The organism is Streptomyces scopuliridis, assembly GCF_042790125.1.
GTDB lineage: Bacteria > Actinomycetota > Actinomycetes > Streptomycetales > Streptomycetaceae > Streptomyces > Streptomyces scopuliridis_A.
In genome coordinates, this window is the sequence record NZ_JBHTZS010000038.1 from 21,958 (window position 1) to 48,710 (window position 26,753).

Here is a 26,753-nt window from a genome sequence, read left to right on the forward strand (position 1 = left end):
TCGTCCGCCCGCGGCCGTTGACCACGGCCCCACGGGCGGTGACCGACGGGCGCAGCCGGCCGGCACCCCGCCCGCCCGAGGGCACTCCGCCCCCGGCGGAGCTGGCCCGTCAGGCGAGAGCGGTCCTCGCCGACGCGGTACGGATCGCCCGCTGGGCGGCCGGCGACCGCGACCCCGGCGTGGGTCCGCTCGACGCGGCCACGGCCGAACGGGCCGCCACCGCACTGGAGTTGACGCCCGACCAGGTGCGCGCGGGCTGGGACCGCGCCCGGCTGGCCGGACTCGTCGAGCTGCACGGCACCGCCGTACGGCCCGGCTGGCGGCTCCAGGCCTGGGACCGCGACGACAGCGCCGTCCAGCGAGGCTGGGTGGCCCTCTTCGACGCCTGGTCGCTCGTGCACCCGGCCCCCGACGATGTCGCCGCCTCCACCGTCGCCGAGGTCGTCGAGGCCGTCCCCCAGGTGCTCTCCCTCCTTCAGCTCTCCGCGGGACCCGTGCTCGTACCGGCCCTGCTCGACCTCCTCCAGCAGCGGGTCGCGGAGCTCCACGAGGAGCGCTGCGAGGTGCCCTACGGCCCGCTGCCCGCCCCCGTCGAGCCTCCGGAGCCCGAACCGCCGGCCGGTGAACTCCTGCCCCCGCTCCTCGACTGGGCCCTGGAAGGGCTGGCCGCCGTGGGTGCGCTGACCCTGGGCACGGGCCAGGCGACCCTCACCCCGCTCGGCAACTGGGCGGTCTGGGTCAAGCTGGAGCAGATCTGCGTCGCCGCCCAGAGCCCCGCGGGCAATATCGAGCAGTCCGCCCAGCACATGCTGCGCGGCTGCGCCCGGCTCACCCCCGGCCCCGCCCGCGCCGAGTACCGCGCCTGGCTCGCCGCCCGCACCGTCGGCAGCGCGGTCACCGAACTGCTCGCCGTCGCCCGGGGAGAGGACGCGCTGCTGCGCGGGCTCGCCTTCGAGGCGCTGCGCGTCGTCGGCGCCCCCGCCGAGGGCGAGGTACGGGCCGCGGCGACGGACTCCTCACTGCGCCCCTACGCCCTGCTCTGGCTGGCGGAGTACGAGGGCGCCGACCCGGAGGACGCCGCCGACGTCCTCACCCGCGAGGAGTCCACCTGGCTCTGGGTGGACACCGCGGCGGCCGTCGCCGACCACGGCGAGAGCGATCTGCTGGTCCGTCACCTGGACTCCGCCGTGCAGGGCAATGTGCCCGCGCTGCTCGACGAGGTCAGGGCCGTCGGCCACCCCCGTACCGTCCAGGTCCTGGTCGCCCTGGCCGCCGCGCACCCGGATCCGGCCCTCGCCAAGGCGGTCCGCCGGGCGGCCTTCCAGGTGCACACCGGAGGGGCCTGACCCGGCCGGCGGGCCACGCGGCGCGCGACGGAGGCAGGGACCGGTCCCGCCGGCCCTGTCCCGCCCGCCGGGGCCGGTCGTCGAACCTCAGCCGCCCCCGCCCGGGGCGTATGTGCCGAAGCTCCATATGTTTCCCTCGGCGTCGCGGGCCATATAGTCCCGCGAGCCGTAGTCCTGGTCCGTGGGCACCATCAGGATCTCGACGCCGTGCTCCACCGCCCGCGCGTGGTGCGCGTCGACATCCCCGACGACCACATAGACGCCCGCCGGGCCCGCGTCGCCCATCGCCTTGGCGAAGATGCCCGCCCGGCCCTTCGAGCCCAGCATCACCACGCCGTTGCCGGAAGCCAGCTCGGCATGGAGCACCTCGCCGTCCTCACCCTCGTACACCCTCAGCTCGGTGAACCCGAAGGCGTCCGTCAGCGTCCTGATGGCCGCCTTCGCGTCCCTGTACAGGATGGTCGGACAGATGCTCGGCACCCCGGCACCCGGTCCTCCGGCGCTCGCTGCTCCGGTCATGCTGATCACCCCTTCGCGGGCTCGAATGTGATGCGGATCTCAGTCTCGCACCGGCCACTGACAATCGGCCTCCGAGCCGGCCAGGGCCCCGCCGCACCGGCTTCCGAGGCCGAACGGGGGATGTGCCCCGCCGCCCCCGCCGTGTCACGGAGCGCCCCCGCCACGCCCGCGCGGCCCGTGGCTACGCTCGCGCCTGATCAAGGCCACGTCCTGGTGATCTGCCAGTGGTACCGAGGGAGAACAGTGACGGCTCTGCCGACGACCACGGCGCCGGACCTGCTGCCCGGCGCGAGAACGCGCGGCGGTCCCCAGGACGACGCCGAGTCCCCGCCCGCCGAGTCCCCGCCCGCCGAGTCCCCGCACGACGGCCTCCCGCCCGGCGGCGCCCGGCGCCCCGGCCCCCGGCCCGGCGGACAGGGCCGTCCCCCGTACCGCCCGCGACACCGCGCCCGCCTCCTCCGCGCGGCCCTGTCCGCCGCCCTCGCCATCCCGCTGGTGACCGCCGCCCACCAGTCCAGGCACCCCTTCGACGACCGCCTCACCGTGCACACCACCGCGGCGCCAGGACCCCCCGCCGCCCAGGAGCCCGTCCTGCGCACGGCGGGCCCCCGCGTCGAGGCGCGCGACCCGCGCTCGGGCACGCTCCGCTGGGTCCATGAGCGCACCGGCAGCCGCCCGCTCGCCCTCGCCGCGGGACCCGGCCACGCCTTCGCCCTCTGGAGCGACGGCCTGGTCACCGACACCGAGCGCGTCAGCGGCTCCGCCGTCCGCTGGCATCGCGCCCTGCCCGGTCTCGCCGACTGGCTGGCCGCGGGGTCCGGCCGCGCGGCGGGGGTCCTCCAGCCCCTCGCGCCCGGCTCGCGCATGCTCGCCGTCGTCACCCCGCAGCGCATCGCGGCCTTCCGGGCCGGCGACGGCGATCTGCGCTGGGTGCTGCCCGCCGCCCGTGGCTGCGCCTTCGACCCGGGACGGTACGTCCGTACGGCCGGGATCCTGCTCGTCGCCCAGCCCTGCCCCGGACACACGAACTGGACGGCGGAGCTGATGGCGGTCGACGACCTGGGCCGGATCGTGCCGGGCCGCACCCCGCTCCGTAACGAGCTCCCGGGCGACCGTCCGAAGGATCCTCCGGGCGGTGTCTCGAACGATCTCTCGGACGATGTCCCGGGGGACCGGCCAGGGAAAGCAGTTGCGCGGCCCAGTTAGACTGGCCCGCATGGCATTTCTCCTTGTGCATTAGCCGGCGTCGAAGAATCGCCTCCGCCTGCCCTCTTCCGCCGTCCATACCGCCCTGGAGTCTTTCCGTGATCACCGCAACCGGCGTAGAGCTGCGCGCCGGCGCCCGTGTCCTCATCGAGTCCGCCTCATTCCGTATCGCCAAGGGCGACCGCATCGGTCTGGTCGGCCGCAACGGAGCCGGCAAGACCACGCTCACCAAGTGCCTCGCCGGCGAGGGCGCCCCCGCCGCGGGCACCATCACCCGCTCCGGCGAGGTGGGTTATCTGCCGCAGGACCCGCGCACCGGCGACCTCGACGTCCTCGCCCGCGACCGCATCCTCTCCGCGCGCGACCTCGACTCCGTACTGAAGAAGATGCGCGAGAACGAGGACCGGATGGCGAACGGTCAGGGCGCCACCCGCGAGAAGGCGATGCGGAAGTACGAGCGCCTGGAGACGGAGTTCCTCACCAAGGGCGGGTACGCCGCCGAGGCCGAGGCCGCCACCATCGCCGCCGCGCTCGGCCTGCCCGACCGGGTGCTGGGCCAGCCCCTCCATACGCTCTCCGGCGGTCAGCGCCGCCGCGTCGAGCTGGCGCGCATCCTCTTCTCGGACGCCGACACCCTGCTGCTCGACGAGCCCACCAACCACCTCGACGCGGACTCGATCGTCTGGCTGCGCGACTACCTCAAGACGTACCGGGGCGGCTTCATCGTCATCTCCCACGATGTCGAGCTGGTCGAGACCGTCGTCAACAAGGTCTTCTACCTGGACGCCAACCGCTCCCACATCGACGTCTACAACATGGGCTGGAAGCTCTACCAGCAGCAGCGCGAGGCCGACGAGAAGCGCCGCAAGCGCGAGCGCGCCAACGCGGAGAAGAAGGCGTCCGCCCTGAACTCCCAGGCCGACAAGATGCGCGCCAAGGCCACCAAGACCGTCGCCGCGCAGAACATGGCCCGTCGCGCCGAGCGGCTGCTGTCCGGTCTTGAGGAAGTGCGCCAGTCCGACAAGGTCGCCAAGCTCCGCTTCCCCGAGCCCGCCCCCTGTGGCAAGACCCCGCTGACGGCCGAGGGACTGTCGAAGTCGTACGGCTCCCTGGAGATCTTCACCGATGTCGATCTCGCCATCGACAAGGGCTCCCGGGTCGTCATCCTCGGCCTCAACGGCGCGGGCAAGACCACGCTCCTGCGGCTGCTGGCCGGGGTCGAGAAGCCGGACACCGGACAGGTGACCCCCGGTCACGGCCTCAAGCTCGGCTACTACGCGCAGGAGCACGAGACCCTCGACCCGGAGCGCTCCGTCCTGGAGAACATGCGTTCCTCGGCCCCCGACCTCGACCTGGTCCAGGTCCGCAAGACGCTGGGCTCCTTCCTCTTCTCCGGGGACGATGTCGACAAGCCGGCCGGGGTGCTCTCCGGCGGGGAGAAGACCCGGCTGGCGCTGGCCACCCTGGTCGTCTCCTCCGCGAACGTCCTGCTGCTCGACGAGCCGACGAACAACCTGGACCCGGCCAGCCGTGAGGAGATCCTCGGCGCGCTCCGTACGTACAAGGGAGCGGTCATCCTCGTCACCCACGACGAGGGCGCGGTGCACGCGCTGGAACCGGAGCGGATCATTCTGCTGCCCGACGGGGTCGAGGACCTCTGGGGAGCGGACTACGCGGACCTGGTCGCGCTCGCCTGATTACCCCCGCGGGCGGGGTGGCCGGGGTCCGGTGACGAGCTGTCGCCACATGATCCACGCGCGTGATCGACTCCATATGGATCATTTCGGCTCAGCAGTGATCCCTCATCTGTGTGAGTGCGTCTCGTACCACGGCGTGGTGTGCGGCGGATCGGGCCGATCGCCTCATGATCCGCGCCGTCTTCCGGTACGGCGGCCCTGACCTGGCACTTCGCCCGGAGCTTTGGGCAAAGGTAGCGATGATCGCGTAAGGAATAGGCGATTCCGGTCGTGCTCGAAGCCTGGAGCCGGGCAAAGCTTGTCGTGCGGACCTTGCCGAATGGGTGGCCAGGAAGCCCGCGAGGGGTGATCATGAGAAGTCCAGAGCGCACTTCCCATGAGGAGGCACGGGTGGCCGAGACTCTGAAGAAGGGCAGCCGGGTAACCGGCGCCGCGCGCGACAAGCTCGCGGCAGACCTGAAGAAGAAATACGACAGCGGTGCGAGCATCCGGGCGCTGGCCGAGGAAACCGGCCGCTCCTACGGATTCGTCCACCGGATGCTCAGCGAGTCCGGAGTCACGCTGCGGGGACGCGGCGGAGCGACGCGAGGCAAGAAGGCCGCAACGGCCTGACGACCGAGCGCGACTCCTCCTGGCCACCGGTTCGGGTGGTGGCCACCCGGGGTGATCGTCCGATCGCCCAGGTGGTTACTGTGCAGTCACTTAGCCTGGTTTTCCCGACTGCCCGAACCGGAGGCGCCCCATGACTTCGCTCGCATCAGTACTCGACAAGGACGGCGTACGGCTCACCATCGAGAACGCGGTTGCCACGGTCACACTGGCCAATCCGGCGAAGCGCAACGCCCAGTCTCCCGCTCTGTGGCGGGCGTTGACGGAAGCCGGAAGGGCACTGCCGGGCAGCGTGCGGGTCGTTGTGCTGCGGGGCGAAGGCGCGTCCTTCTCCGCGGGGCTCGACCGGCAGGCGTTCACCCCCGAGGGGTTCGACGGCGAGCCGTCCTTCCTGGATCTCGCGCGGGAGTCCGACCAGGACCTCGACGCGGCCATCGCCGAGTACCAGGACGGGTTCGTCTGGCTGCGCCGCCCCGACCTCGTGTCGATCGCGGCCGTTCAGGGGCATGCGATCGGGGCCGGCTTCCAGCTGGCTCTCGCCTGCGACCTGCGAGTCGTCGCGTCCGACGTGCAGTTCGCCATGCGCGAGACGAGCCTCGGCCTGGTCCCCGACCTCACCGGCACCCATCCGCTGGTCGGACTGGTCGGCTACGCCCGCGCGTTGGAGATCTGCGCCACGGGCCGCTTCGTACAGGCCGAGGAGGCGGAGCGCACGGGGCTCGCCAATCTGGTCGTGCCCACGGACGAACTCGACGCGGCGGTGAGCGATCTGGCGGGCGCGCTGCTGGCCGCGCCGCGGGACGCGCTGATCGAGACCAAGGCGCTCCTCCAGGGCGCGGCCGGCCGTACCTTCGAGGCCCAGCGCGCCGCCGAGCGCGCCGCGCAGGCGCGCCGGCTCCGCGATCTGGCGGGCCTCGTCGACTGACAGGCCCTAGGGCGTGCTAGGCCGTGCCGGCTCGGCCGTTCCGACCCACCGCCGTGACCAGTACGGTCACCGAAGGCGCGCCCGGCAGCTCCGCCCTGAGCCTCTTCCGTACCGCCCGCGCCACCTCCAGCGGGTGGTACCCGGCCGCCGTCGCCAGCTCCACCCGGACATGTCCCGGGGCGGTGACCACCGCGCCGCCCAGCGTTCTGGTCGGATACGCGACGCCCGGGACCGCCGCCGCCAGCAACTCCGGCTCGCCCTCCGGGGCGGCGGCCCGTACGTCGGCCGGCCGTCCCTCGTCCGGCCCACCCGGCGCCGCTCCGTCCCGCGGTCCCTCCGGGGCTTCCCCGGAGGGATCGAGCAGGGCCGTGACCCGCAGATCGACCTCTCTGACCCGTAGCCCCAGCCGCTCCGTCGCACAGGCGAACAGCACCCCGCGCAGCCGCTCGGCCACGGCGGGCAGCGGCTCGGCGGGACCCGCCGCGAACTCCCCGTCGACGCGCAGCGGACCGGGCGGCAGCGCGCTGGGCGGGGGCGGTACGGCGGGCCGGCCGGCGCCGTCCGGATCGGTCAGGGAGAGCCGCAGCCGGCCGAGCACGGCATCCGTCACCTCCGCCGCGGCCAGGCGCAGTTCGTCCGTCGCCGCGCGCTCCGACAGCCACGCGCCGTCCCGCGCCCCGCCCAGCGGAAGCAGCCTGCCCAGGCCGAGTCGTTGTCGTACCGCCGCCGTCCATCCGCCGGTGCCGAGCCCATCGGAACTGTGCGCAGTCGTCATTCCTCCAGCCTGCCGCATCCACGGGGCGGGACAGGGCAAGCGCACCTAGTGTGGGGAGCGGAGTCCACCACCGCCCGGGAAGGAACGAATGGCGATGTCAGACACCGCACCCCGTAACCAGTCCGCGCCGTCAGGCAGGAAGCCACTGGCCGACGAGGGGGGAAGCAGCCCCGTCAAGCGCGGCGGCGGACCCGCCGCGTCCCGCGGCCGAACCACCATCGCCGACGGTGTGGTGGAGAAGATCGCCGGCCTCGCGGCCCGCGACGTCCTCGGCGTCCACGCCATGGGCAGCGGGATGTCCCGTACCTTCGGCGCCGTACGCGAACGGGTCCCCGGCAGCACCAAATCCGTCAGCCGGGGTGTCAAGGCCGAGGTCGGAGAGGTACAGACGGCGCTCGATCTGGAGATCGTCGTCGACTACGGCGTCTCGATCACCGATGTCGCCGTCGACGTACGGGAGAACGTCATCGCGTCGGTCGAGCGGATGACGGGACTGGAGGTCGTCGAGGTCAACATCGCGGTCATCGACGTGAAGTTGCCCGACGAGGAAGACGACGAGGAGTCGGACACACGGCTCCAGTAACGTCCGTACGCGGAGTCACGTACCGTACGCGACCGGCAGCACAGTGGAAGAGGAGCGGCATATGAGCATGGCGGTGGTCGGCCTGTTGGCCGGTATGGCGCTCGGATTCGCCGGGTACTTCGGTGGCTTCGGGGCCTTTGTGCTGGTGGCCGCGCTGGGCGTGATCGGGTTCGTGGCCGGGCGCTTCCTGGACGGGGATCTCGAACCCGGCGATATCTTCCGCAGTCGCGACCGCGACGACCGGCGGCGGTGACGCGCGTGGCCGTTGAGCGGGTGGCGGTCGGCGAGCGCGGGGCGACCACGATCGCCGACCGGGTCATCGCGAAGATCGCCGCACAGGCGGCCAGGGAGGCGCTGGACGCCGTACCGGAAGGCGGGTCCGCGCCGCACGCCACCGTCACGGTGCACCAGGACAGCGCGCGCGTACGGATCGGTGTCGAGCTGGAGTATCCGACCGACATCGGCCGGCAGTGCGGAGCCGTACGTCTCCGCGTCGTTCAGCGGGTCAAGGCGCTGGCGGACGTGGACGTGCCGGAGGTGGTGGTGCGGGTGGAGCGGCTGCACTCCGACCGGTCGCTTCTCGCGGTGCGGGGGAGGCTCCGGTGAGCGGCCCCGCGTCCGAGGGGCGAGCCGGGGGTACGGAGCGGGGCGGCGGCGTGGAGGAACAGGACCCGCCGGACCCCGCCACGCGCTACGAGCCCAGGCCCACGCTCTCCGACGGCGAGGGCGAACGGGCCGGACGCTTCTGGTCCGCGCGCCGGATCCCCGCGGCGCTGGCCGCGCTCGTCGTTCTCGGCGCGGCGGGACTGCTGCTGTACGACGTCGCGGCGGTACGGGCGGGCCGGCAGGCGATGTACTGGCGCCGCGAACTCGCCGCCCAACTGGCCGGGCAGCCGCTCGACCAGCCCTGGGTGCTGGTCGCCGCCGGCGTCGCGATGGCGCTCGGCCTGTGGCTCCTCGCGCTCGCCCTCACCCCCGGCCTGCGCGGACTGCTGCCCATGCGGCGCCACACCCCGCTGGTACGGGCCGGCATCGACCGCGACGCCGCCGCGCTGACACTGCGCGACCGGGCCATGGAGGTCGCGGGCGTGCAGTCCGCGCGGGTACGGATGAGCCGCTCCAAGGTGAAGCTGCGGGCCGTCTCCCACTTCCGCGAACTCGACGACGTACGGGACGACTTGGGCACCGCGCTCAGAACCGGCATCCGCGAACTGGGCCTCGACCGGGCGCCCACGCTGACGATGCGTGTGCGCAGGCCCGTGAAGAAGAGGTGAGGTGACGGGGATGATCCGGGTCGTCAACCGCGTGGTGCTGGCTCTGCTCGGCCTGGCGCTGCTCTGCGCGGGCGGCGCGGTGCTGGCGCGCGGGCTGGGCTGGGCGGTGCCGTCCTGGTGGCCGTACAGCGGACAGCGCGATGTGCTGCTCAGCCGCGCGGACCGCGAGCGCTGGCGCGATCAGGGCTGGTGGTGGCCGGTCGTGATCGCGATTCTGGCGGTGCTGGTCCTGCTGGCCCTGTGGTGGTTCTCCGCCCAGCTGCGCCGGGCCAGGATGGCGGAGGTGCTGGTCGACAGCGGGGACGGCGAGGGCGCGTTGCTGCGGGCGCGGGCGCTGGAGAGCGCGATCGAGGACGACGCGGAGTCCCTGGACGGCGTGGCCCGCGCCCGCGTACGCCTCACGGGCCGCCGCACCGCCCCGTCGGCCCGCGTACGCCTCCTCATGGAGCCTCATGCGGCTCCGGGCGAGACGCTGAACCTGTTGACGGAGGAGGCGCTGGAGCGTGGGCGGAGGTCGGCGGGGCTGGGGGAGTTGGGGGCGGAGGTGCGGTTGCGGGCGGTGCGGCACGGGGCGGAGAGGGTGAGCTGACGGCGTACGCCGTGGCCCGCTGCGCGGGGCGTCCTCCCCCACCCCGCCCCTTCCCGAAACCGGGGCGCTGCCCCGGACCCCGGGGGCCCAGGGCCGTGGCTCGGCCCCCTGCCCCGGAGGCGCCAACCTCCGGCCGGGGAGCGCCGCCCCGCCGTCGCCCGTGCCCGGGGCGGGGCCAGGAAGGCCCCTGGGCTCGCGTTGGGCTCGGTCTGCCTTGAACGTGCCGGGCAGTGGTTGCGGGACGGAGTCCGCGCAGTGGGGTGCGAGGGCGGTCGGGCTGCGCCTGCGGGGCCGCGGCCTGTGTTGGGCTCAGTCTGCCTGCGCTTGCGGGCCCCGGGGCGCGTCGGCCTCCGCCTGGCGGTGGCGGTCGTACCGGTCTGCCGGGGCCGCGCCCGCGGGCCCTGGGGACCGTCCGGCTCCGCCGGGCGCCCCCGCGGGGTCCGGGGCGCAGCCCCGGTTTCGGGAAGGGGCGGGGTGGGGAAAACGCCCGCGCAACGGCCAACCCGCCCCCGTCACACGCTAGAAGCCCCGCCGCGCCCCACCGTCCACCGGCACCATCACCCCCGTCAGATACGACGCCGCCGGCGACAGCAAAAACGCCGCCGTCCTGCCGAACTCCTCCGGCCTCCCATACCTCCGCAGCGGAATCCGCGACTCGTTCGCCGCCCGCGCCGCCTCCCCGTCGCCCGACAGCGCGTCGAGTTCACGGACCCGGTCCGTGTCGATACGGGCCGGCATCAGGCCCAGCACCCGGATCCCGCGCGGGCCGACCTCGTTCGCGAGGGACTTCGCGAAGCCGGCCAGCCCCGGGCGCAGGCCGTTGGAGATGGTGAGGCCGGGGACCGGCTCGTGGACCGAGGAGGAGAGCACGAGGCCGATGACACCGCCCTCGCCCAGCTCGGCCGCCGACGCGCGGGCGAGTCGTACCGCGCCGAGGAAGACGGACTCGAACGCCGTCTGCCACTGCTCGTCCGTGTTGTCCGCGGCGAACCCCGGCGCCGGGCCGCCCACGCTGATCAGGACGCCGTCGAAGCGGCCGAACCGCTCCTTGGCGGTGGCGATCAGACGGTCCGCCACCGCCGGATCGGCATTGTCGGCGGCCAGCCCGTACGCGCCGGGGCCGATCTCCGCGGCCGTCCCGGCGACGCGCTTCTCGTCGCGGCCCGAGATGACGACCTTCGCCCCGTCCGCGGCGAGCGCCTCCGCCGCCGCGCGGCCCAGCCCCCGCGATCCACCGGTGACAACGTATACGCGGTCCTTCAGTCCAAGATCCATGGTCCTATCCTGCCGTGCCGCCCCCGGCGAGGGTCAACGCGGTCACCACCAGTCCGAGATGGCTGAACGCCTGCGGATAGTTGCCGAGTTGCCGCCGCGCCACCGGGTCGTACTCCTCCGCCAGCAGCCCGACGTCATTGCGCAGCGCGAGCAGCCGGTGGAACAGCTCCGCCGCCTCCTCCGTACGCCCCGTCATATGGAGCGCGTCGGCCAGCCAGAACGAGCAGACCAGGAAAGTTCCCTCACCGCCCGGCAGCCCGTCCACCGAGAGGCCCGTCGTGGTGTAGCGGCGCAGGAAGCCGCCGTGCCCCAGCTCGGCCCGTACCGCGTCGACCGTGCCGATGACCCGCGGATCGTCCGGCGGCAGAAAGCCGACCCGGGGGATCAGGAGCGTCGCCGCGTCCAGCTCGGCGGAGCCGTACGACTGCGTGAAGGTGTTGCGCTCCGGGTCGTAACCCCGCTCGCACACCTCCCGGTGCACCTCGTCCCGCATCGCGCGCCAGCGCGCCACGTCCCCGCTGTGCGACGGATCGTCCTCCAGCGTCCGTACGGCACGGTCGGCGGCGACCCATGCCATCACCTTGGAGTGCACGAAGTGCTGGCGCGGCCCGCGCACCTCCCACAGGCCCTCGTCCGGCTCGCGCCACTTCGACTCCAGGAAGCCCAGCAGGCTGAGCTGGAGGTTCCAGGCGTGCGGCTGCGCGGGGAGACCCGCGGTCCGCGCCACACTGAACGAGTCCATCACCTCGCCGTACACATCCAGCTGCAGCTGGTCGACCGCGTTGTTGCCGGTACGGACCGGCGCGGAGCCCGCGTACCCCCGCAGCCACGGCAGTTCGCTCTCCGGCAGCCGTCGCTCGCCGCCGAGTCCGTACATGATCTGGAGATCGGCCGGATCGCCCGCGACCGCGCGCAGCAGCCAGTCGCGCCAGGCCGCCGCCTCCTCCAGATAGCCGGCCGACAGCAGCGCCTCCAGCACCAGCGTGGAGTCACGCAGCCAGCAGTAGCGGTAGTCCCAGTTGCGTACGCCGCCCAGATCCTCCGGCAGGGAGGTGGTGGGGGCGGCGACGATTCCGCCCGTCGGGCCGTACGTGAGCGCCTTGAGCGTGATGAGGGAGCGCATGACGGCCTCGCGGTGCGGACCCTGGTAGCGGCAGCGCGCCGCCCAGTTCTCCCAGTCCTCCAGACTGCGCGCCAGCGCCACATACGGATCGACGCGCCGCGGGCGCGGCCTGTGCGAGGGGTGCCAGGTGAGGACGAACGCCACTTTCTCGCCCGCGCCGACCGTGAACGACGAGCGCGTGCTGAAGTGCTGACCCCATGTCTTGACCTGGGGCTCGCTGCGCAGCCAGACCGAGTCGGGGCCCGCGACCGCCACCCGATGGCCCTCCGCCCGCCGCATCCACGGCACCACCGAGCCGAAGTCGAAGCGCAGCCGGATCGTGGCACTCATGTCCACCGAGCCGCTGACGCCCTCCACGATCCGCATGAGCTCGGGGGCCCTGTCGCGCTGCGGCATGAAGTCGGTGACCTTGACGGTGCCGGTACGGGTCTCCCACACGGATTCCAGCACCAGCGAGTCACCCACATAGGCGCGCCGCGTGCACTCGCGCCCGTCGGTGGGGGCGAGCCGCCAGTGGCCGTTCTCCTCGCCCCCGAGCAGCGCGGCGAAGCAGGCCGCCGAGTCGAAGCGAGGAAGGCACAGCCAGTCGATGGAGCCGTTGCGGCCGACCAGGGCGGCGGTCTGGAGATCGCCGATCAGTGCGTAGTCCTCGATGCGTTGCGTCACGCCAGGGCTGTTCCCGTACGGCGCGGGCGTTAAGCAGCGGTCTCAGACGGCCGCGGGCTCCTGCGCGGATTCCGCGTCGGCGGCGTCCCGCCCGGCCTTCGCCGCCGCGCGGTCGCGAAGCTCACGGCGTACGAGAATCACCCAGCCGACGGGTACGGCGGCGACGAACAGCCACCACTGGACGGCGTACGCCATATGGGGGCCGATCGAGCTGTCGTCGGGGTCCGGGATCTGCTCGGGGCTGCCACCGGCCGGTTCGGGCGAGATCTGCTCGACATAGCCGCCGAGGACGGTACGGCCCAGCGTTTCCTGCTGCCGCGCGCTGTTGATCAGCATCACCTGGCGGGGAGGCAGATTCCGCAGGTCCTTGATACCGCTGGCCGCCGAGGTCTCATCCGCCTTCAGCCGGCCGGTGATGGTGACCTCGCCCTTGGGCGCCGCCGGGACGTCGGGGAAGGCCCGCTGGTCGTCGCCGAAGGGGATCCAGCCGCGGTTCACGATGAGCGCGCGGCCGTCCTTCAGGATGAGCGGGGTCAGAACGTGGAAGCCGACCTGGTCGTCGATGGCGGTCCTGCGGCGTACGACGACCTCGTGCGCGGGGTCGAACGTGCCGGTGGCGGTGACACGGCGCCAGTAGTCGTCACGCGGGACGGTGTGCCCGGGGGCCGTCAGATCCGTGACCGGTACGGGCTTCGCCGCGAGGTTGCCCGAGATCAGGGCGTTCTGGGCGACCTTGTGCTCATGGCGGTGGTACTGCCAGAAACCCAGCTCGATCATCGTGGGGATGAGGGCGAGGGCCAGGAGGGTGAGGATCACCCACTGCCGGGACAACAGGAAGCGGTACACGCCTTTGACGGTACCCGGCGGGTGCGGGCGGATCCGACGGGGGGTGGACCCGGGGGCGGCGGTCCGTCAGACGTGGTCGACGACCCCCGCCCTGCCGTCGGCGCGCGCGCAGTGCGCACCGCAGTACCACTGGCCCTCGGCCTCGACGCCCTGTCCGATGATCTGGACCCGGCAGTGTTCACAGATGGGCGCCATGCGGTGAATGGCGCAGGAGAAGCAGTCGAAGACATGCACCGCGCCCTGCGCGTGCACCTCGAAGGACATCCCGTAATCGTTTCCGCAGACCTCGCAACGTGCCATGCGCCACAGAGTGGGACGAGGGGCGGTGGTGCGGCGAGCGGCCCGCTGGCGCGTCGCCCGCCAATCACCCGTCTGCGGGGGTGGACGCGCGGACGGAGGTGGACACGGAGACGGACGGGGAGGGTGCCGGGACGGACGGGGAGGGCGCCGGGACGGATGGCGAGGGCGCCGGGACGGACGCGCCGGGCGCGGGGGCCACGTCCCGCAGCAGCTGGGTGAACGCGGCCTCGTCGATGACCGGCGTTCCGTACGACGCGGCCTTGACCGTCTTGGACGTCGAGGACCCCGGATCGTTGGTCACCAGCAGACTGGTCAGCCGGGACAGGCTCGTCGCGACATGCAGCCCCGCCTCCACGGCCCGGTCCTCCAGCAGCTCGCGGTCGACGGAGGTGTCCCCGGAGAACGCCACCCGCATCCCCTGTACCAGCCGCTCGCCCGGCACATACCGGCCCGGGTTCGGATACGGGCACGCGGGCCGCTTGCGCGAGGGCCGCCAGCTCGTCTGCCGGTACGAGGACTGATAGCCGACCCGGGGCAGCGCCGGGGCGTCCGACCACTCCGTGAGCGGCCGGCACTCCAGCAGCGGCAGCCGTACGCCGTCCCTGGCCGCCGCGTGCAGACTCGGGCGGAACGCCTCGGCCAGCACGCGCGCGTCGTCGAGCGCGTGGTGCGCGCGCTGCTGTACGACGCCGAAGTGCGCGGCGAGCGATTCCAGCTTGTGGTTGGGCAGCGGCAGGCCCAGCTCCTTGGAGAGCGCGATGGTGCACAGCCGCTGCCGGGTGGGCGCGGTCCGTTCCGCGCGCGCGTACTCCCGGGCGATCATCGACCAGTCGAAGATCGCGTTGTGCGCCACGAGCACCCGTCCGTCGAGCCGCGCGGCCAGCTCGCCGGCGATCTCGGGAAAGAGCGGGGCGCTCTCCAGGACGTCGCTCGTCAGTCCATGGATCCACACGGGCCCCGGGTCACGCTCCGGATTGACCAGCGTGTACCAGTGGTCCTCGACATTGCCCCGGGCGTCCAGGCGATAGACGGCAGCAGACACTATCCGGTCGTCGCGGGCGAGTCCGGTGGTCTCGACGTCGACGACCGCGTACCCGTCGGGGTAGGCGGTCGGCCATGTCGCTGCAGTCGTATGGTCGTCGAGCATGGTCACAGAGAATACGGGCCGCGACTGACAGTCCCACAGCCCGGTCGGCGGAGACCGGCCACGGCGGCGCTCCGAGCCGTCGTTCCGTCAAGACCCTTACGGTGCGGCGGAAACGGCCGCGGAGGGGGCGGTGTCGGGGCCGGCGGCGGCCTCTGCTATGTCGGCCTGTGCCGAGCCATGCCGACCGGTCAGCCGGGACAGGGGAAGGCACTTTGAGGTGCGTTCGACGCGTGCGCGCGGGGGATGGCGGGCCGTCATGAGACCCTTCCCCGGGTGACCGACAGCACTCATCCCCCGTTCCACGACGAGCCGCACGGCGACTCTCTCGGCAACCGCCTCAACTGGCTGCGTGCCGCGGTCCTCGGGGCCAACGACGGCATCGTCTCCACCGCCGGCATCGTGGTCGGTGTCGCGGGAGCGACGGACTCCCGCGCCACCCTGCTCACAGCGGGACTCGCCGGGCTGCTGGCCGGATCGATGTCGATGGCCGCGGGGGAGTACGTCTCGGTGTCCACGCAACGCGACTCGGAGAAGGCGGCGCTGGCCCTGGAACGGCGCGAACTGCGCGAACAGCCGCAGGAGGAGCTCGAAGAGCTGACCGAACTGCTGGCGGCGCGCGGCCTGTCGGAGAAGGTCGCCCGCGAGGCCGCGGAGCAGCTCACCCGACGCGACGCCCTGCGCGCCCACGCGAACGTGGAACTGGGCATCGACCCCGACGCATTGACCAACCCCTGGCACGCGGCGGGCGCCAGCTTCCTCGCCTTCACCGTGGGCGCGCTGCTCCCGCTGCTGGCGATGGTGCTCTCGCCGCCGTCCCTGCGGCTGTTGGTGACGGTCGTCTCCGTACTGGCCGCGCTGGCGCTGACCGGCTGGTGGAGCGCGAGACTGGGCGCGGCGTCGGTGGGACCGGCGCTGCTGCGGAACATGGGCGGGGGAGCGCTGGCGATGGGGGTCACGTACGCGGCGGGCGCGCTGCTGAAGGCGGCGGGGGTCTGATCGCGTCGATCGCGGACGAACTGGATCCGGCCGGGGGCGTGAGCCGGCGGGCCAGTACCTTCCCGCACGCCGGCCGGTGCACAGGATCGTACGGTGCCGGCATGCGAACGCGGGCCGCCCCGGAGGACGGCCCGCGCTCGGTACAGCGGTCGGTGCTCAGGCACCCGGGTGCTTACTTGCGTACAGCCGCCAGGGCGTCGACAACGCCCGCCCCGTAGAAGCTGTTGTAGCGCTCGCCGCCCTCGCAGACGGCGTCGACCTCTCCGTCACCGTCGATGTCGTACGGCGCCGGGCAGGCGGTGTCATCGGCCTGGACCGACAGCAGCGCCTTGATCGCCTGCGGCGAGGCGTGCGGGTGGGTCGACTTCAGCAGCGCCGCGACGCCCGCGACATGCGGGGAGGCCATCGACGTACCGGCCATGTAGCCGTAGTTGCCGCCCGGCAGCGGGCCGAGGATCAGGCCGCTGACCGCCGGCGGGGCCGGGGTCTGGTAGCGCGTGGAGTCGCCGCCCGGGGCCGCGATGTCGATGACACCGAGACCGTAGTTGGAGAACGAGGACTTCAGCCCCTTGGCGCCGGTGGACGCGACGGTCACCACACCCGGCAGCTGGGTGGGGATGTCGAGGCACTCGGACGGGTCGATGACCCGGTCGCCCGGAGTGGTGTCGTTCGGGCTGGACGGGTCGGTGATCGAGTCGGACGCGAGATCGTAGTTCTCGTTGCCCGCCGCGGCGACGTTGACCGCGCCCTTCTTCTCCGCGTACCGCGTGGCCCGCGAGACCGCCTCGACCAGAGCCTTCTGGTCGGGGTCGTTCTTGCAGTTGAAGTACCACGGGTCGGTGTAATAGCTGTTGTTCGTCACGTCGACGCCGTGCTCGGCGGCCCACACGAAGCCGCAGACGACGGCCTCGGTGTAGAAGAACCCGGCCGGCGTGGACACCTTGATGCCGGAGACCTTCACGCCCGGCGCGACACCGGTGACACCGATGCCGTTCTTGGCCGCGGCTATCTCACCGGCGACATGCGTGCCGTGCGGGCTCTCGCCCGTGCCCGGCCGCCAGGCGCCCTCGGTCGTGTCCGGCTTGCCGCCGACACAGTTGACGGAGGCCGCGCGGTCGAAGTTCGGCGCTATGTCCGGGTGGGTGTCGTCGACACCCGTGTCGATGACGGCGACAGTGACGTTCCTGCTGCCGAGCGTCTTCTCGTGCGCCTTGTCCGCCTTGATGGCGGGCAGGTCCCACTGCAACGGCTCCAGCGGGTCCTGGTCGGCGGCCTTGTTCGCCTTCGCCTTCGCGGTGGCGGCGGCGACCTCCTCGGCGGACAGCACCTTCGGGGCGCCCATGTCCGTCGTGGACTGCGCGGACATGGGCGCGGTGCGGGTGGCACCGGCCGAGTCGACGCCCTTGGCCTTGCGGACGGTCTTCGCGAACTCGGGGTTCTGCGAGGTGACGACTATGACGCCTATCTGGTCATAGGAGGTCACGACCGTGCCGCCGGCCTCGGCTATCGCCTTCTTGACCGACGAGACGGTGGCACGTCCACCGCGGGTGTTGACGACGTACGACAGCTTCGGGCCGTCCGTCGCGACCGCGGCGGCGGGGACGCTGCCCGCCGCCGTCGCGGCCGTGGCCGTACCGGTCGGCAGGAAGCCGAGCGAGACGGTGAGCGCCAGACCTGCGGGCAGTGCGAGCGCGCGCCGCCGTCTGGATCCCAGATGAGCCATGGGTTCTCCACATCATCCGTGAAAGAACCGTCCCCGCGCAGGCGTGCGCGTGGACGGGTACATGACCAGTGAAGTTATCGCTGATCATCCCCGGTCTTCAATCACTTCCCGAATCATTTTTGGAAGAAACTGGAAGAAAAAGGCCGGTGTTGAACCGCGTCGCCACGCCCTCCGTGCCGTTGTCAGGGGGACCAGCACATCCGCACCCCCCGTGAGGTTTCCCAGATGCCCCACCCCACCGCACCCGCGTCACGAGGAGATTCCGTGGCTTCCGATGCACCGCCGCCCAAGGGCGGTACGGACACCAGCACCGCCCAGTCAACGCCGGACCGGTCCACGACGGCGCAGCCCACGACGGCCCAGTTCGCCGAGGTGCAGGAGAGCGCGGAATTCGGCGAACTGCGCCGTACGTACCGCTCCTTCGCCTTCCCGCTGACCATCGCGTTCATCGCCTGGTACCTGCTGTACGTCCTGCTGTCCAACTACGCCGGCGGCTTCATGGGCACCAAGGTCTTCGGCAACATCAATGTCGCGCTCGTCCTGGGCCTCGCCCAGTTCGCGACCACGTTCCTCATCGCCTGGTTCTACGCGCGGCACGCCTCCCGCAAGCTCGACCCGAAGGCGGACGTCATCAAGTCCCGTCTGGAGGCGGACGCATGAACCACTCGATCCAGCTCGCCGCGGCCGCGGACGCCAGTGAGCACCGGCCGCTGATCATCACGCTCTTCGGGCTCTTCGTGGTGGCGACCCTGATCATCACCGTCTGGGCCGGCCGCCAGACCAAGAACGCCTCCGACTTCTACGCAGGCGGCAGGCAGTTCACCGGCTTCCAGAACGGCCTCGCCGTCTCCGGCGACTACATGTCCGCCGCGTCCTTCCTCGGCATCGCGGGAGCCATCGCCCTCTTCGGATACGACGGCTTCCTCTACTCCATCGGCTTCCTCGTCGCCTGGCTGGTCGCCCTGCTGCTGGTCGCCGAGCCGCTGCGCAACTCCGGCCGGTACACGATGGGCGACGTCCTCGCGTACCGCATGCGCCAGCGTCCGGTCCGTACCGCGGCGGGCACCTCCACGATCGTGGTCTCGATCTTCTATCTGCTGGCGCAGATGGCCGGCGCGGGCGTGCTGGTCTCGCTGCTGCTCGGGATCACCAGCGACGGGGGCAAGATCGCCATCGTCGCGCTCGTCGGCGTACTGATGATCGTGTACGTCACGATCGGCGGGATGAAGGGGACCACCTGGGTCCAGATGGTGAAGGCGGTCCTGCTCATCGCGGGCACCCTGCTGATCACCTTCCTGATCCTGTGGAAGTTCGGCTTCAACCTCTCCGACCTGCTGGGCACGGCCGCGAGCAACAGCGGCAAGGGCGCGGCCTTCCTGGAGCCGGGACTCAAGTACGGCGCCACCGCGACCTCGAAGCTGGACTTCATCTCGCTGGGCATCGCGCTCGTGCTCGGTACGGCGGGGCTGCCGCACATCCTGATCCGCTTCTACACCGTGCCGACCGCCCAGGCCGCCCGCAAGTCGGTCATCTGGGCCATCGGCATCATCGGCGCCTTCTATCTGATGACCATCGTGCTCGGCTTCGGCGCCGCCGCCCTGCTCAAGCCCGGTGACATCATCGCCTCCAACAAGGCGGGCAATACGGCGGCGCCGCTGGCCGCCCTGGAGATCGGCGGCGGAGCCGACTCGACCGGGGGCGCGATCCTGCTCGCCGTGATCTCCGCGGTCGCGTTCGCCACCATCCTCGCGGTGGTCGCGGGGCTGACCCTGGCGTCCTCGTCGTCGTTCGCGCACGACATCTACGCCAATGTCATCCGCAAGGGAGAGGCGACCGACAAGGAGGAGGTCCGCGCGGCCCGCTGGGCGACCGTCGCCATCGGTATCGTCTCGATCGCGCTCGGCGCCCTCGCCCGCGATCTGAACGTGGCCGGACTGGTCGCGCTCGCCTTCGCCGTCGCCGCCTCGGCCAATCTGCCGACGATTCTCTACAGCCTGTTCTGGAAGCGGTTCACCACCCAGGGCGCCCTGTGGTCGATCTACGGCGGTCTGGCCTCGTCCGTGCTGCTGGTGCTCTTCTCGCCGGTCGTCTCGGGCAAGCCGACCTCGATGTTCCCGGGCGTGGACTTCCACTTCTTCCCGCTGGAGAACCCGGGGCTGATCTCGATCCCGCTGGGCTTCCTGCTGGGCTGGCTGGGCACCGTGCTGTCGAAGGAGGAGCCGGACAAGGGCAAGTACGCCGAGCTGGAGGTCAAGTCCCTCACCGGTACGGGAGCGCACTGAGTCCGGGGATCGCGCCGCACCCTGGAAGAGCACTGAATTCTGTAGACGGTATACAGATCCATGGCCGCATCGTAGAGTCCTACGATGCGGCCATGCCGCTCCTCGTGACATGCGGGCCCTGTTGATGTCAGTCGGCTGACGTAGGGTCGGTCGAGTCGGATCCGTTCAGGGAGGGGCCCCGTGCTCATCGACACCTTCGGTCGTGTCGCCACCGACCTGCGCGTCTCGCTCACGGACCGGTGCAATCTCAGGTGTACGTACTGCATGCCCGAAGAGGGGCTCCAGTGGCTCACCAAATCGGATCTGCTCAGCGACGACGAGATCGTCCGGCTGATCCATGTCGCCGTGACGCGGCTGGGGATCACGGAAGTCCGCTTCACCGGCGGTGAGCCGCTGCTCAGGCCCGGTCTCGTCGGGATCGTGGAGCGGTGCGCGGCCCTGGAGCGGCGCCCGCGGATGTCGCTGACCACCAACGGCATCGGGCTCAAGCGGACGGCCGCCGCGCTGCGGGAGGCCGGTCTCGACCGGGTCAATGTCTCGCTCGACACGCTGCGCCCCGATGTCTTCAAGACCCTCACCCGCCGCGACCGCCACCGGGACGTGCTGGACGGTCTGCGCGCGGCCCATGACGCCGGGCTGGTCCCGGTCAAGGTCAACACCGTCCTGATGCCGGGGCTCAACGGCGACGAGGCCCCCGATCTGCTGGCCTGGGCCGTGGAGCACGGCTACGAGCTGCGCTTCATCGAGCAGATGCCCCTCGACGCCCAGCACGGCTGGAAGCGCGACGGCATGATAACGGCCGGTGACATCCTCGACTCGCTGCGTACGCGCTTCGAGCTGACGGAGGAGGGCGAGTCCGTACGGGGCTCGGCGCCCGCCGAGCGCTGGATCGTCGACGGCGGTCCGCACCGCGTGGGCGTGATCGCGTCCGTCACCCGCCCGTTCTGCCAGTCCTGCGACCGGACACGGCTGACCGCCGACGGACAGGTGCGTACCTGCCTGTTCGCCCAGGAGGAGACGGATCTGCGGGGCGCGCTGCGTTCCGACGCGTCCGACGAGGAGATCGCCGGGCTCTGGAAGACGGCGATGTGGGGCAAGAAGGCCGGTTCCGGGCTGGACGATCCGGCGGCGTTCCTCCAGCCCGACCGGCCGATGTCAGCTATCGGCGGCTGAGTTCCGCTCCCACTCGGCCAGCTCCACCACGTCCTTCAGAAAGCCGCGCATCCCCAGGAACGAGGAGAGATGCTCGCGGTGTTCGTCGCAGGCCAGCCAGGTCTTGCGGCGCTCGGGCGTATGCAGCTTGGGGTTGTTCCAGGCGAGGACCCAGACGGCGGGTGCGCGGCACCCCTTGGCAGAACAGATCGGGGCCGCGTCGCCGGAGCCCTCCGGAGAGCCGGGAAAGCCGGGGAAGTTCACCTGACCACCCTAAGACACATTCCGTCACCGGAAATCCGGAAATGGCGACGCCGGGCAGCCACGGGGGGAGCTGCCCGGCGTCGGTCCGTCGCTCCGACGGGGGATGCGGAGCGCACTCAAAGTATGTCACGGGCAACGGGGTGCCGTGCACCGGAACTTCACGATTGATCTGAGCTTTTCTTGAGCCTTGCGGAGCGTCACGGACCGCTTGGCCGGTCGCCCTCGGCCGCGGTGGCGCCGGTTTCCGCCACGACAGGCTCCGTAGGGGGCGCGATCATTGTACGGGCCGGCGGGGCGAGATGGGTCGAGGGCAGTGAAGTCGCGTTCTCCCGGCCGCCGTTGGCGATCACCACGGCCACGTACGGCAGCAGCACCCCCAGGACGAGCGTCACGATCGCGACCGGCCGTTGCACGTTCCACAGGGCCACGGTCGCGATCACCGCGAGTGTCCGTACGGACATCGAGATCACATACCGGCGCTGCCGGCCGCGCACATCCTCGGCGAGTCCCTGCCGGGCCCCCGTGATCCGGAAGACCTCCGTGCCGCCCCGCTTCCGCACCACGTTCCCACCACCCGATTCTGTGCCGGACTCTCCCCGGACCGGACCCCCACAACGGTACGCCGGGCCCCGGGCGCCCACGAGAGCGGGGCACTCCCATCCTGGCCGATGTCCCCCGCGTCCCGCCACGTACGGCTGTGTCCGACATGCGCCGAATGGCGCAACGCCGCAGACTGGCGATCACGAGCGGATCGCGCCGCGTGAGGAGGCGACCATGAGCTGGTTGTGGGTCATCATCGTGGGTCTGGTGCTCGGCCTGCTCGCCCGGGCCATCATCCCGGGCAAGCAGCACATCCCCCTGTGGCTGACGATCCTGTGCGGCATGCTGGGCAGCTTTCTCGGCAACGCCGTCGCGGGCTGGATCGGTGTCGCGGAGACCAGGGGCGTGGACTGGACCCGCCATCTGCTCCAGCTGATCGGGGCCATCGTGATCGTCTACGTCGGCAACATGCTCTGGAACGCGTACCGCGGCAACAAGCGGGGCAGCAAGCAGAGAGCCTGAACCGGGCGCGGGCCCGGACAGGGCGGGACGGTTACGGCCGGGCAACGCATGCGCGCTGCCCGGCCGCAGCCGTGCGTGCCGTACCGAGCCGTACGGGTCCGGAGTGTCAGCCGGAGGTGGTGACCTCCACCGCGGCCAGGTTCCGCTTGCCCCTGCGCAGCACCAGCCAGCGGCCGTGCAGCAGCTCCGAACGGTCCGGTACCACGTCCGCGTCGGAGACCTTGACGTTGTTCACGTACGCCCCGCCCTCCTTGACCGTACGGCGAGCCGCCGACTTGCTCGGCGCCAGACCCGTCTCGGCGAAGAGATCGACCACCGACGCCGGCTCGGGGACCTCGGCACGCGGCAGCTCGGAGAGCGCCGCGCTCAGCGTGGCCTCGTCGAGTTCCGCCAGCTCACCCTGGCCGAACAGCGCGCGGGACGCCGCGACGACCGCGGCGCACTGGTCGGCGCCGTGGACGAGCGTCGTCAGCTCCTCGGCCAGCGCCCGCTGGGCCGCGCGGGCCTGCGGACGCTCCGCGGTCGCCCGCTCCAGCTCCTCCAGCTCCGCCTGGCTCCTGAAGCTGAGGATGCGGCTGTACGCGGAGATGTCACGGTCGTCCACATTCAGCCAGAACTGGTAGAAGGCGTACGGCGTGGTCATCTCGGGGTCGAGCCAGACCGCCCCGCCCTCGGTCTTGCCGAACTTGGTCCCGTCCGCCTTCGTCATCAGCGGCGTCGCCAGCGCGTGCACGGTGGCGCCCGGCTCCAGCCGGTGGATCAGATCGAGACCGGCGGTGAGATTGCCCCACTGGTCGCTGCCGCCCTGCTGGAGGACGCAGCCGTAGCGGCGGTACAGCTCCAGGAAGTCCATGCTCTGGAGCAGCTGGTAGCTGAACTCGGTGTAGCTGATGCCCTCGTCGGACTCCAGCCGGCGGGCGATGGAGTCCTTGGTGAGCATCTTGTTCACCCGGAAGTGCTTGCCGACGTCCCGCAGGAACTCGATCGCGGACAGCGACGCGGTCCAGTCCAGGTTGTTGACCATGGTCGCGGCGTTCGGACCCTCGAAGTCCAGGAACGGCTCGATCTGGGACCGCAGCCGTCGCACCCAGCCGGCGACCGTCTCCGGGTCGTTCAGCGTCCGCTCGGCGGTCGGCCGGGGATCACCGATCTGACCGGTGGCCCCGCCCACCAGCGCCAGCGGCCGGTGCCCCGCCCGCTGGAGCCTGCGTACGGTCAGCACCTGCACGAGGTGTCCGACATGCAGACTGGGCGCCGTGGGATCGAAACCGCAATAGAACGTGACGGGACCGTCCGCGAGCGCCTTGCGCAAAGCGTCCTCGTCAGTGGACTGGGCGAACAGCCCGCGCCACTTCAGCTCGTCGACGATGTCCGTCGTGTCCGTCACGGTCGTTTCTCTCCTCGAACAGTTCACTGGGTTGTACTACCGGGGGCTGTACTACCGGCCAGTCTATGGGGGTCATACACCCCGGCTGACCGAGCTCATATTGAAATCCGGGATACGCAGGGCGGGCATCGCGGCCCGGGTGAACCAGTCGCCCCACTCGCGCGGCAGCGTCTTCTCCGTACGCCCGGCCTCCGAGGCCCGCGACAGCAGATCGACCGGCGACTCGTTGAACCGGAAGTTGTTCACCTCGCCGACGACCTCGCCGTTCTCGACGAGATAGACGCCGTCCCTGGTCAGCCCGGTGAGCAGCAGCGTCGCCGGATCGACCTCGCGGATGTACCACAGGCAGGTCAGCAGCAGCCCGCGCTCGGTGCCGGCGACCATCTCCTCCAGCGAGCGCTCGCCCCCGCCGTCCAGGACCAGATTCCCGATGCCGGGCGCGACCGGCAGTCCGGTCAGCCCGGCGCTGTGCCGGGTGGTGATCAGATGCGCCAGCTCGCCGTCCCGTACCCAGTCCGTCGCCGAGAGCGCCAGGCCGTTGTCGAAGACGGAGGCGTCGTCCCCGGAGGAGTGCGCGATCACGAACGGCGCGGACTCCAGGCCCGGCTCGTGCGGGTCGCTGCGCAGGGTCAGCGGCAGCTCGGACAGCTTCTCGCCGACGCGGGTGCCGCCGCCGGGGCGGGAGAAGACCGTACGGCCCTCCGCCGCGTCCCGGGCGGTCGAGGACCACAGCTGGTAGATCAGCAGATCGGCCACGGCGGTCGGCGGCAGCAGCGTCTCGTACCGGCCGGCGGGCAGCTCGATCTTCCGCTCGGCCCAGGCCAGCCGCCGCGCCAGCTCGGCGTCGAGGGAGGCCGGGTCCACATCCTTGAAGTCCCGGGTGGACCGGCCGGCCCAGGCCGAACGGGTGCGGTCGGGCGACTTGGCGTTCAGCTCCAGCGTGCCGCTCGGCTGGTCGTGGCGCAGCCGCACACCCGTGGACGTACCGAGATATGTCGAGGTCAGCTCGTGGTTGGCGAACCCGTACAGCTCGCGTCCGCCGGCCCTGGCCTGAGCGAACGACTCACCGAGCGCGGGCGCGAAGTCCGCGAAGACGGCGGAGGTGGTCTCGGCGGGCGCGTCGGTGAAGTCCCCGGACACCTGACCCTTGCCGACCAGCGGCTGGGCGTCCTCGGCGGGCCCGGCCGCACGCGCGGCGGCCTCGGCGGCCCGGACGAGCGGCTCAAGATCGCCGGCGGTGACGGCGGAGCGCGTGACGACACCGGAGGCGGTGCCCTGCGAGCCGTCGACGGTCGCGATGACGGTCAGCGTCCTGCCGCGGGTGACCCCGTTGGTCGTCAGCGCGTTGCCCGCCCAGCGCAGATTGGCGGAGGACTGCTCGTCGGCGATGACCACGCAGCCGTCGGCGGTGGACAGTTCGAGGGCGCGCTCGACGATCTCGTGCGGCTTGCTGACAGAGCTGGTGGTCATCGTCCGGCCTCCTGCGTGGTGTTCAGAATGTTGACGCCGCGGAACAGGGCGGAGGGGCAGCCGTGGGAGACCGCCGCCACCTGCCCGGGCTGGGCCTTGCCGCAGTTGAAGGCGCCGCCCAGCACATACGTCTGCGGTCCGCCGACCGCCTCCATCGAGCCCCAGAAGTCCGTGGTCGTCGCCTGGTACGCGACATCGCGCAGCTGCCCCGCGAGCTTGCCGTTCTCGATACGGAAGAACCGCTGTCCGGTGAACTGGAAGTTGTAGCGCTGCATGTCGATCGACCACGACCGGTCGCCGACCACATAGATCCCGCGCTCCACCCCGCCGATCAGATCCTCCGTGCTCAGCCCGCCCGGATCCGGCCGCAGCGACACATTCGCCATGCGCTGTACGGGCACATGGCCCGGCGAGTCCGCGTACGCGCAGCCGTTGGAGCGGCCGAGGCCGGTGAGCTTCGCGATCCTGCGGTCCAGCTGGTAGCCGACGAGCGTGCCGTCCTTGACCAGGTCCCACGACTGCGCCTCGACGCCCTCGTCGTCGTAGCCGATGGTGGCGAGACCGTGCTCGGCGGTCCTGTCGCCCGTCACATTCATCACCGAGGAGCCGTACGCCAGCTTCCCCAGCTGGTCGAACGTGGCGAACGAGGTCCCGGCGTACGCCGCCTCGTACCCCAGCGCGCGGTCCAGTTCGGTGGCGTGGCCGATCGACTCGTGGATCGTCAGCCACAGATTGGACGGGTCGACGACCAGGTCGTACGTGCCCGCCTCGACACTCGGCGCGCGCATCTTCTCGGCGAGCAGCCCCGGGATGCGCTCCAGCTCGGCGTCCCAGTCCCAGCCGGTCCCGGTGAGGTACTCCCAGCCCCGGCCGACCGGCGGGGCGATCGTGCGCATCGAGTCGAACTCGCCGCTCTCGCTGTCGACCGCCACGGCGGTGAGCTGCGGATGGAGCCTGACCCGCTGCTGCGTGGTGACCGTGCCCGCCGTGTCCGCGTAGAACTTGTTCTCGTGGACGGTGAGCAGCGAGGCGTCCACATGCGCGACGCCCTCGGCCCGCAGCAGCCGCCCGCTCCACTCCGCCAGGAGCCCGGTCTTCTCCTCGTCGGGTACCTCGAACGGGTCGATCTCGTACGCCGACACCCATGTCTTCTCGGCGTGCACCGGCTCCTCGGCCAGCTCCACGCGCTCATCGGAACCTGCGGCGGAGATCACCTTCGCGGACAGTCTGGCCATCGCCACGGCCTGTCCCGCGACCCGCGCCGCCGCGTCCATGGAGAGATCGACCCCGGACGCGAAACCCCAGGCGCCCCCGTGCACCACCCGGACCGCGTAGCCGAGATCCGTGGTGTCCGACGAGCCGGCGGGCTTGCCGTCCCGCAGCCGCAGGGCCGCGCCGCGCACCCGCTCGAAGCGGAAGTCGGCATGGTCGGCGCCGAGCGCCCGCGCCCTGGCGAGCGCGGCGTCGGCGAGCGCCCGCAGCGGCAGTGCCGTGAAGGCTTCGTCGATGGAATGAGGCACTGATGTCTCCTGTCGTC

The 26,753-nt window shown here is 71.6% G+C and carries 28 protein-coding genes; 15 read left to right on the top strand and 13 right to left on the bottom strand.

Features of this window, described 5'->3' with window-relative positions; all coding sequences use genetic code 11:
* Nucleotides 1–38 precede the first annotated feature (38 nt).
* The gene (locus ACFRKB_RS34340; protein ID WP_383110530.1) at nucleotides 39–1,346 is read left to right on the top strand and encodes a hypothetical protein; all 1,308 of its coding nucleotides are present in this window, start codon (nucleotides 39–41) and stop codon (nucleotides 1,344–1,346) included.
* An 87-nt stretch (nucleotides 1,347–1,433) separates the two neighbouring features.
* On the opposite strand, the gene ACFRKB_RS34345 is transcribed toward ACFRKB_RS34340, so the two are convergent.
* The gene (locus ACFRKB_RS34345; RefSeq protein WP_383110531.1) at nucleotides 1,434–1,865 is read right to left on the bottom strand and encodes a VOC family protein; all 432 of its coding nucleotides are present in this window, start codon (nucleotides 1,863–1,865) and stop codon (nucleotides 1,434–1,436) included.
* 243 nt (nucleotides 1,866–2,108) lie between these two features.
* Here ACFRKB_RS34345 and ACFRKB_RS34350 point away from each other — a divergent pair, with 243 nt between their 5' ends.
* The 4 genes from ACFRKB_RS34350 (at nucleotide 2,109) to ACFRKB_RS34365 (ending at nucleotide 6,302) form a co-directional block, all read left to right on the top strand.
* Nucleotides 2,109–3,071 (top strand): hypothetical protein, encoded by a 963-nt coding sequence (locus ACFRKB_RS34350; protein ID WP_383110532.1) that lies wholly within the window; start codon nucleotides 2,109–2,111, stop codon nucleotides 3,069–3,071.
* A gap of 98 nt (nucleotides 3,072–3,169) precedes the next feature.
* Nucleotides 3,170–4,768, top strand: a complete 1,599-nt coding sequence (locus ACFRKB_RS34355; RefSeq protein WP_383110533.1) for an ABC-F family ATP-binding cassette domain-containing protein — start codon at nucleotides 3,170–3,172, stop codon at nucleotides 4,766–4,768.
* 390 nt (nucleotides 4,769–5,158) lie between these two features.
* Nucleotides 5,159–5,380, top strand: a complete 222-nt coding sequence (locus ACFRKB_RS34360; protein ID WP_018518904.1) for a helix-turn-helix domain-containing protein — start codon at nucleotides 5,159–5,161, stop codon at nucleotides 5,378–5,380.
* A 130-nt stretch (nucleotides 5,381–5,510) separates the two neighbouring features.
* A complete protein-coding gene (locus ACFRKB_RS34365) occupies nucleotides 5,511–6,302 on the top strand; it encodes an enoyl-CoA hydratase/isomerase family protein (protein WP_383110534.1) in 792 nt (263 codons plus the stop codon).
* Between the two features lie 16 nt (nucleotides 6,303–6,318).
* Here ACFRKB_RS34365 and ACFRKB_RS34370 read toward each other — a convergent pair whose 3' ends face one another.
* Entirely contained in the window at nucleotides 6,319–7,077 is a 759-nt protein-coding gene (locus ACFRKB_RS34370; RefSeq protein WP_383110535.1) for a hypothetical protein, read from the bottom strand.
* A 94-nt stretch (nucleotides 7,078–7,171) separates the two neighbouring features.
* Between ACFRKB_RS34370 and ACFRKB_RS34375 the strand changes: the two genes are divergently transcribed.
* From ACFRKB_RS34375 to amaP, 5 genes are all read left to right on the top strand, one after another.
* The gene (locus ACFRKB_RS34375) at nucleotides 7,172–7,660 is read left to right on the top strand and encodes an Asp23/Gls24 family envelope stress response protein (protein WP_383110536.1); all 489 of its coding nucleotides are present in this window, start codon (nucleotides 7,172–7,174) and stop codon (nucleotides 7,658–7,660) included.
* 61 nt (nucleotides 7,661–7,721) lie between these two features.
* Nucleotides 7,722–7,913, top strand: a complete 192-nt coding sequence (locus ACFRKB_RS34380) for a hypothetical protein (RefSeq protein ID WP_365974083.1) — start codon at nucleotides 7,722–7,724, stop codon at nucleotides 7,911–7,913.
* The gene (locus ACFRKB_RS34385; protein ID WP_383110537.1) at nucleotides 7,910–8,266 is read left to right on the top strand and encodes an Asp23/Gls24 family envelope stress response protein; all 357 of its coding nucleotides are present in this window, start codon (nucleotides 7,910–7,912) and stop codon (nucleotides 8,264–8,266) included. Before ACFRKB_RS34380 ends, ACFRKB_RS34385 begins: the two co-directional genes overlap by 4 nt.
* Entirely contained in the window at nucleotides 8,263–8,934 is a 672-nt protein-coding gene (locus ACFRKB_RS34390; RefSeq protein ID WP_383110538.1) for a DUF6286 domain-containing protein, read from the top strand. The genes ACFRKB_RS34385 and ACFRKB_RS34390 overlap by 4 nt, the downstream gene beginning before the upstream one ends.
* 10 nt (nucleotides 8,935–8,944) lie before the next feature.
* Nucleotides 8,945–9,523, top strand: coding sequence for an alkaline shock response membrane anchor protein AmaP (amaP, locus tag ACFRKB_RS34395; RefSeq protein WP_383110572.1), 579 nt, complete (start codon nucleotides 8,945–8,947; stop codon nucleotides 9,521–9,523).
* 519 nt (nucleotides 9,524–10,042) lie between these two features.
* Here the strand turns inward: amaP and ACFRKB_RS34400 are convergent.
* The 5 genes from ACFRKB_RS34400 to ACFRKB_RS34420 form a co-directional block, all read right to left on the bottom strand.
* Nucleotides 10,043–10,798, bottom strand: coding sequence for an SDR family oxidoreductase (locus ACFRKB_RS34400; RefSeq protein ID WP_383110539.1), 756 nt, complete (start codon nucleotides 10,796–10,798; stop codon nucleotides 10,043–10,045).
* Between the two features lie 4 nt (nucleotides 10,799–10,802).
* The gene (locus ACFRKB_RS34405; RefSeq protein WP_383110540.1) at nucleotides 10,803–12,587 is read right to left on the bottom strand and encodes a glycoside hydrolase family 15 protein; all 1,785 of its coding nucleotides are present in this window, start codon (nucleotides 12,585–12,587) and stop codon (nucleotides 10,803–10,805) included.
* A gap of 42 nt (nucleotides 12,588–12,629) precedes the next feature.
* Nucleotides 12,630–13,433 (bottom strand): SURF1 family cytochrome oxidase biogenesis protein, encoded by an 804-nt coding sequence (locus ACFRKB_RS34410; RefSeq protein ID WP_383110541.1) that lies wholly within the window; start codon nucleotides 13,431–13,433, stop codon nucleotides 12,630–12,632.
* 66 nt (nucleotides 13,434–13,499) lie between these two features.
* The gene (locus ACFRKB_RS34415; RefSeq protein WP_365974088.1) at nucleotides 13,500–13,733 is read right to left on the bottom strand and encodes a hypothetical protein; all 234 of its coding nucleotides are present in this window, start codon (nucleotides 13,731–13,733) and stop codon (nucleotides 13,500–13,502) included.
* A 64-nt stretch (nucleotides 13,734–13,797) separates the two neighbouring features.
* Complete coding sequence (locus ACFRKB_RS34420; RefSeq protein WP_383110542.1) at nucleotides 13,798–14,886, bottom strand: DEDDh family exonuclease; 1,089 nt, start codon at nucleotides 14,884–14,886, stop codon at nucleotides 13,798–13,800.
* Between the two features lie 237 nt (nucleotides 14,887–15,123).
* On the opposite strand from ACFRKB_RS34420, the gene ACFRKB_RS34425 reads away from it, so the two are divergent.
* Entirely contained in the window at nucleotides 15,124–15,876 is a 753-nt protein-coding gene (locus ACFRKB_RS34425; RefSeq protein WP_383110543.1) for a VIT1/CCC1 transporter family protein, read from the top strand.
* A 172-nt stretch (nucleotides 15,877–16,048) separates the two neighbouring features.
* On the opposite strand, the gene ACFRKB_RS34430 is transcribed toward ACFRKB_RS34425, so the two are convergent.
* Entirely contained in the window at nucleotides 16,049–17,599 is a 1,551-nt protein-coding gene (locus ACFRKB_RS34430; protein WP_383110544.1) for a S8 family peptidase, read from the bottom strand.
* 264 nt (nucleotides 17,600–17,863) lie between these two features.
* On the opposite strand from ACFRKB_RS34430, the gene ACFRKB_RS34435 reads away from it, so the two are divergent.
* The 3 genes from ACFRKB_RS34435 (at nucleotide 17,864) to moaA (ending at nucleotide 21,054) form a co-directional block, all read left to right on the top strand.
* A complete protein-coding gene (locus tag ACFRKB_RS34435; protein ID WP_383110545.1) occupies nucleotides 17,864–18,259 on the top strand; it encodes a DUF485 domain-containing protein in 396 nt (131 codons plus the stop codon).
* Entirely contained in the window at nucleotides 18,256–19,881 is a 1,626-nt protein-coding gene (locus ACFRKB_RS34440) for a solute symporter family protein (protein ID WP_383110546.1), read from the top strand. The genes ACFRKB_RS34435 and ACFRKB_RS34440 overlap by 4 nt, the downstream gene beginning before the upstream one ends.
* 180 nt (nucleotides 19,882–20,061) lie before the next feature.
* Nucleotides 20,062–21,054: a GTP 3',8-cyclase MoaA gene (moaA, locus tag ACFRKB_RS34445; RefSeq protein WP_383110547.1), complete on the top strand. Its 993-nt coding sequence runs from the start codon at nucleotides 20,062–20,064 to the stop codon at nucleotides 21,052–21,054.
* On the opposite strand, the gene ACFRKB_RS34450 is transcribed toward moaA, so the two are convergent.
* Nucleotides 21,037–21,297 (bottom strand): hypothetical protein, encoded by a 261-nt coding sequence (locus tag ACFRKB_RS34450; RefSeq protein ID WP_383110548.1) that lies wholly within the window; start codon nucleotides 21,295–21,297, stop codon nucleotides 21,037–21,039. The two genes, moaA and ACFRKB_RS34450, sit on opposite strands and share 18 nt — an antisense overlap.
* Nucleotides 21,298–21,494: 197 nt before the next feature.
* The gene (locus ACFRKB_RS34455) at nucleotides 21,495–21,857 is read right to left on the bottom strand and encodes a DUF3099 domain-containing protein (RefSeq protein WP_365974136.1); all 363 of its coding nucleotides are present in this window, start codon (nucleotides 21,855–21,857) and stop codon (nucleotides 21,495–21,497) included.
* 214 nt (nucleotides 21,858–22,071) lie between these two features.
* On the opposite strand from ACFRKB_RS34455, the gene ACFRKB_RS34460 reads away from it, so the two are divergent.
* A complete protein-coding gene (locus tag ACFRKB_RS34460; protein WP_383110549.1) occupies nucleotides 22,072–22,359 on the top strand; it encodes a GlsB/YeaQ/YmgE family stress response membrane protein in 288 nt (95 codons plus the stop codon).
* 106 nt (nucleotides 22,360–22,465) lie between these two features.
* Here the strand turns inward: ACFRKB_RS34460 and tyrS are convergent, their stop codons facing one another.
* The 3 genes from tyrS to ACFRKB_RS34475 form a co-directional block, all read right to left on the bottom strand.
* Nucleotides 22,466–23,746: a tyrosine--tRNA ligase gene (gene tyrS, locus ACFRKB_RS34465; protein WP_383110550.1), complete on the bottom strand. Its 1,281-nt coding sequence runs from the start codon at nucleotides 23,744–23,746 to the stop codon at nucleotides 22,466–22,468.
* Nucleotides 23,747–23,818: 72 nt separating this feature from the next.
* Entirely contained in the window at nucleotides 23,819–25,216 is a 1,398-nt protein-coding gene (locus tag ACFRKB_RS34470; protein WP_383110551.1) for a metallopeptidase TldD-related protein, read from the bottom strand.
* Nucleotides 25,213–26,736, bottom strand: coding sequence for a TldD/PmbA family protein (locus ACFRKB_RS34475; protein WP_365974102.1), 1,524 nt, complete (start codon nucleotides 26,734–26,736; stop codon nucleotides 25,213–25,215). The genes ACFRKB_RS34470 and ACFRKB_RS34475 overlap by 4 nt, the downstream gene beginning before the upstream one ends.
* Between the last annotated feature and the right edge of the window lie 17 nt (nucleotides 26,737–26,753).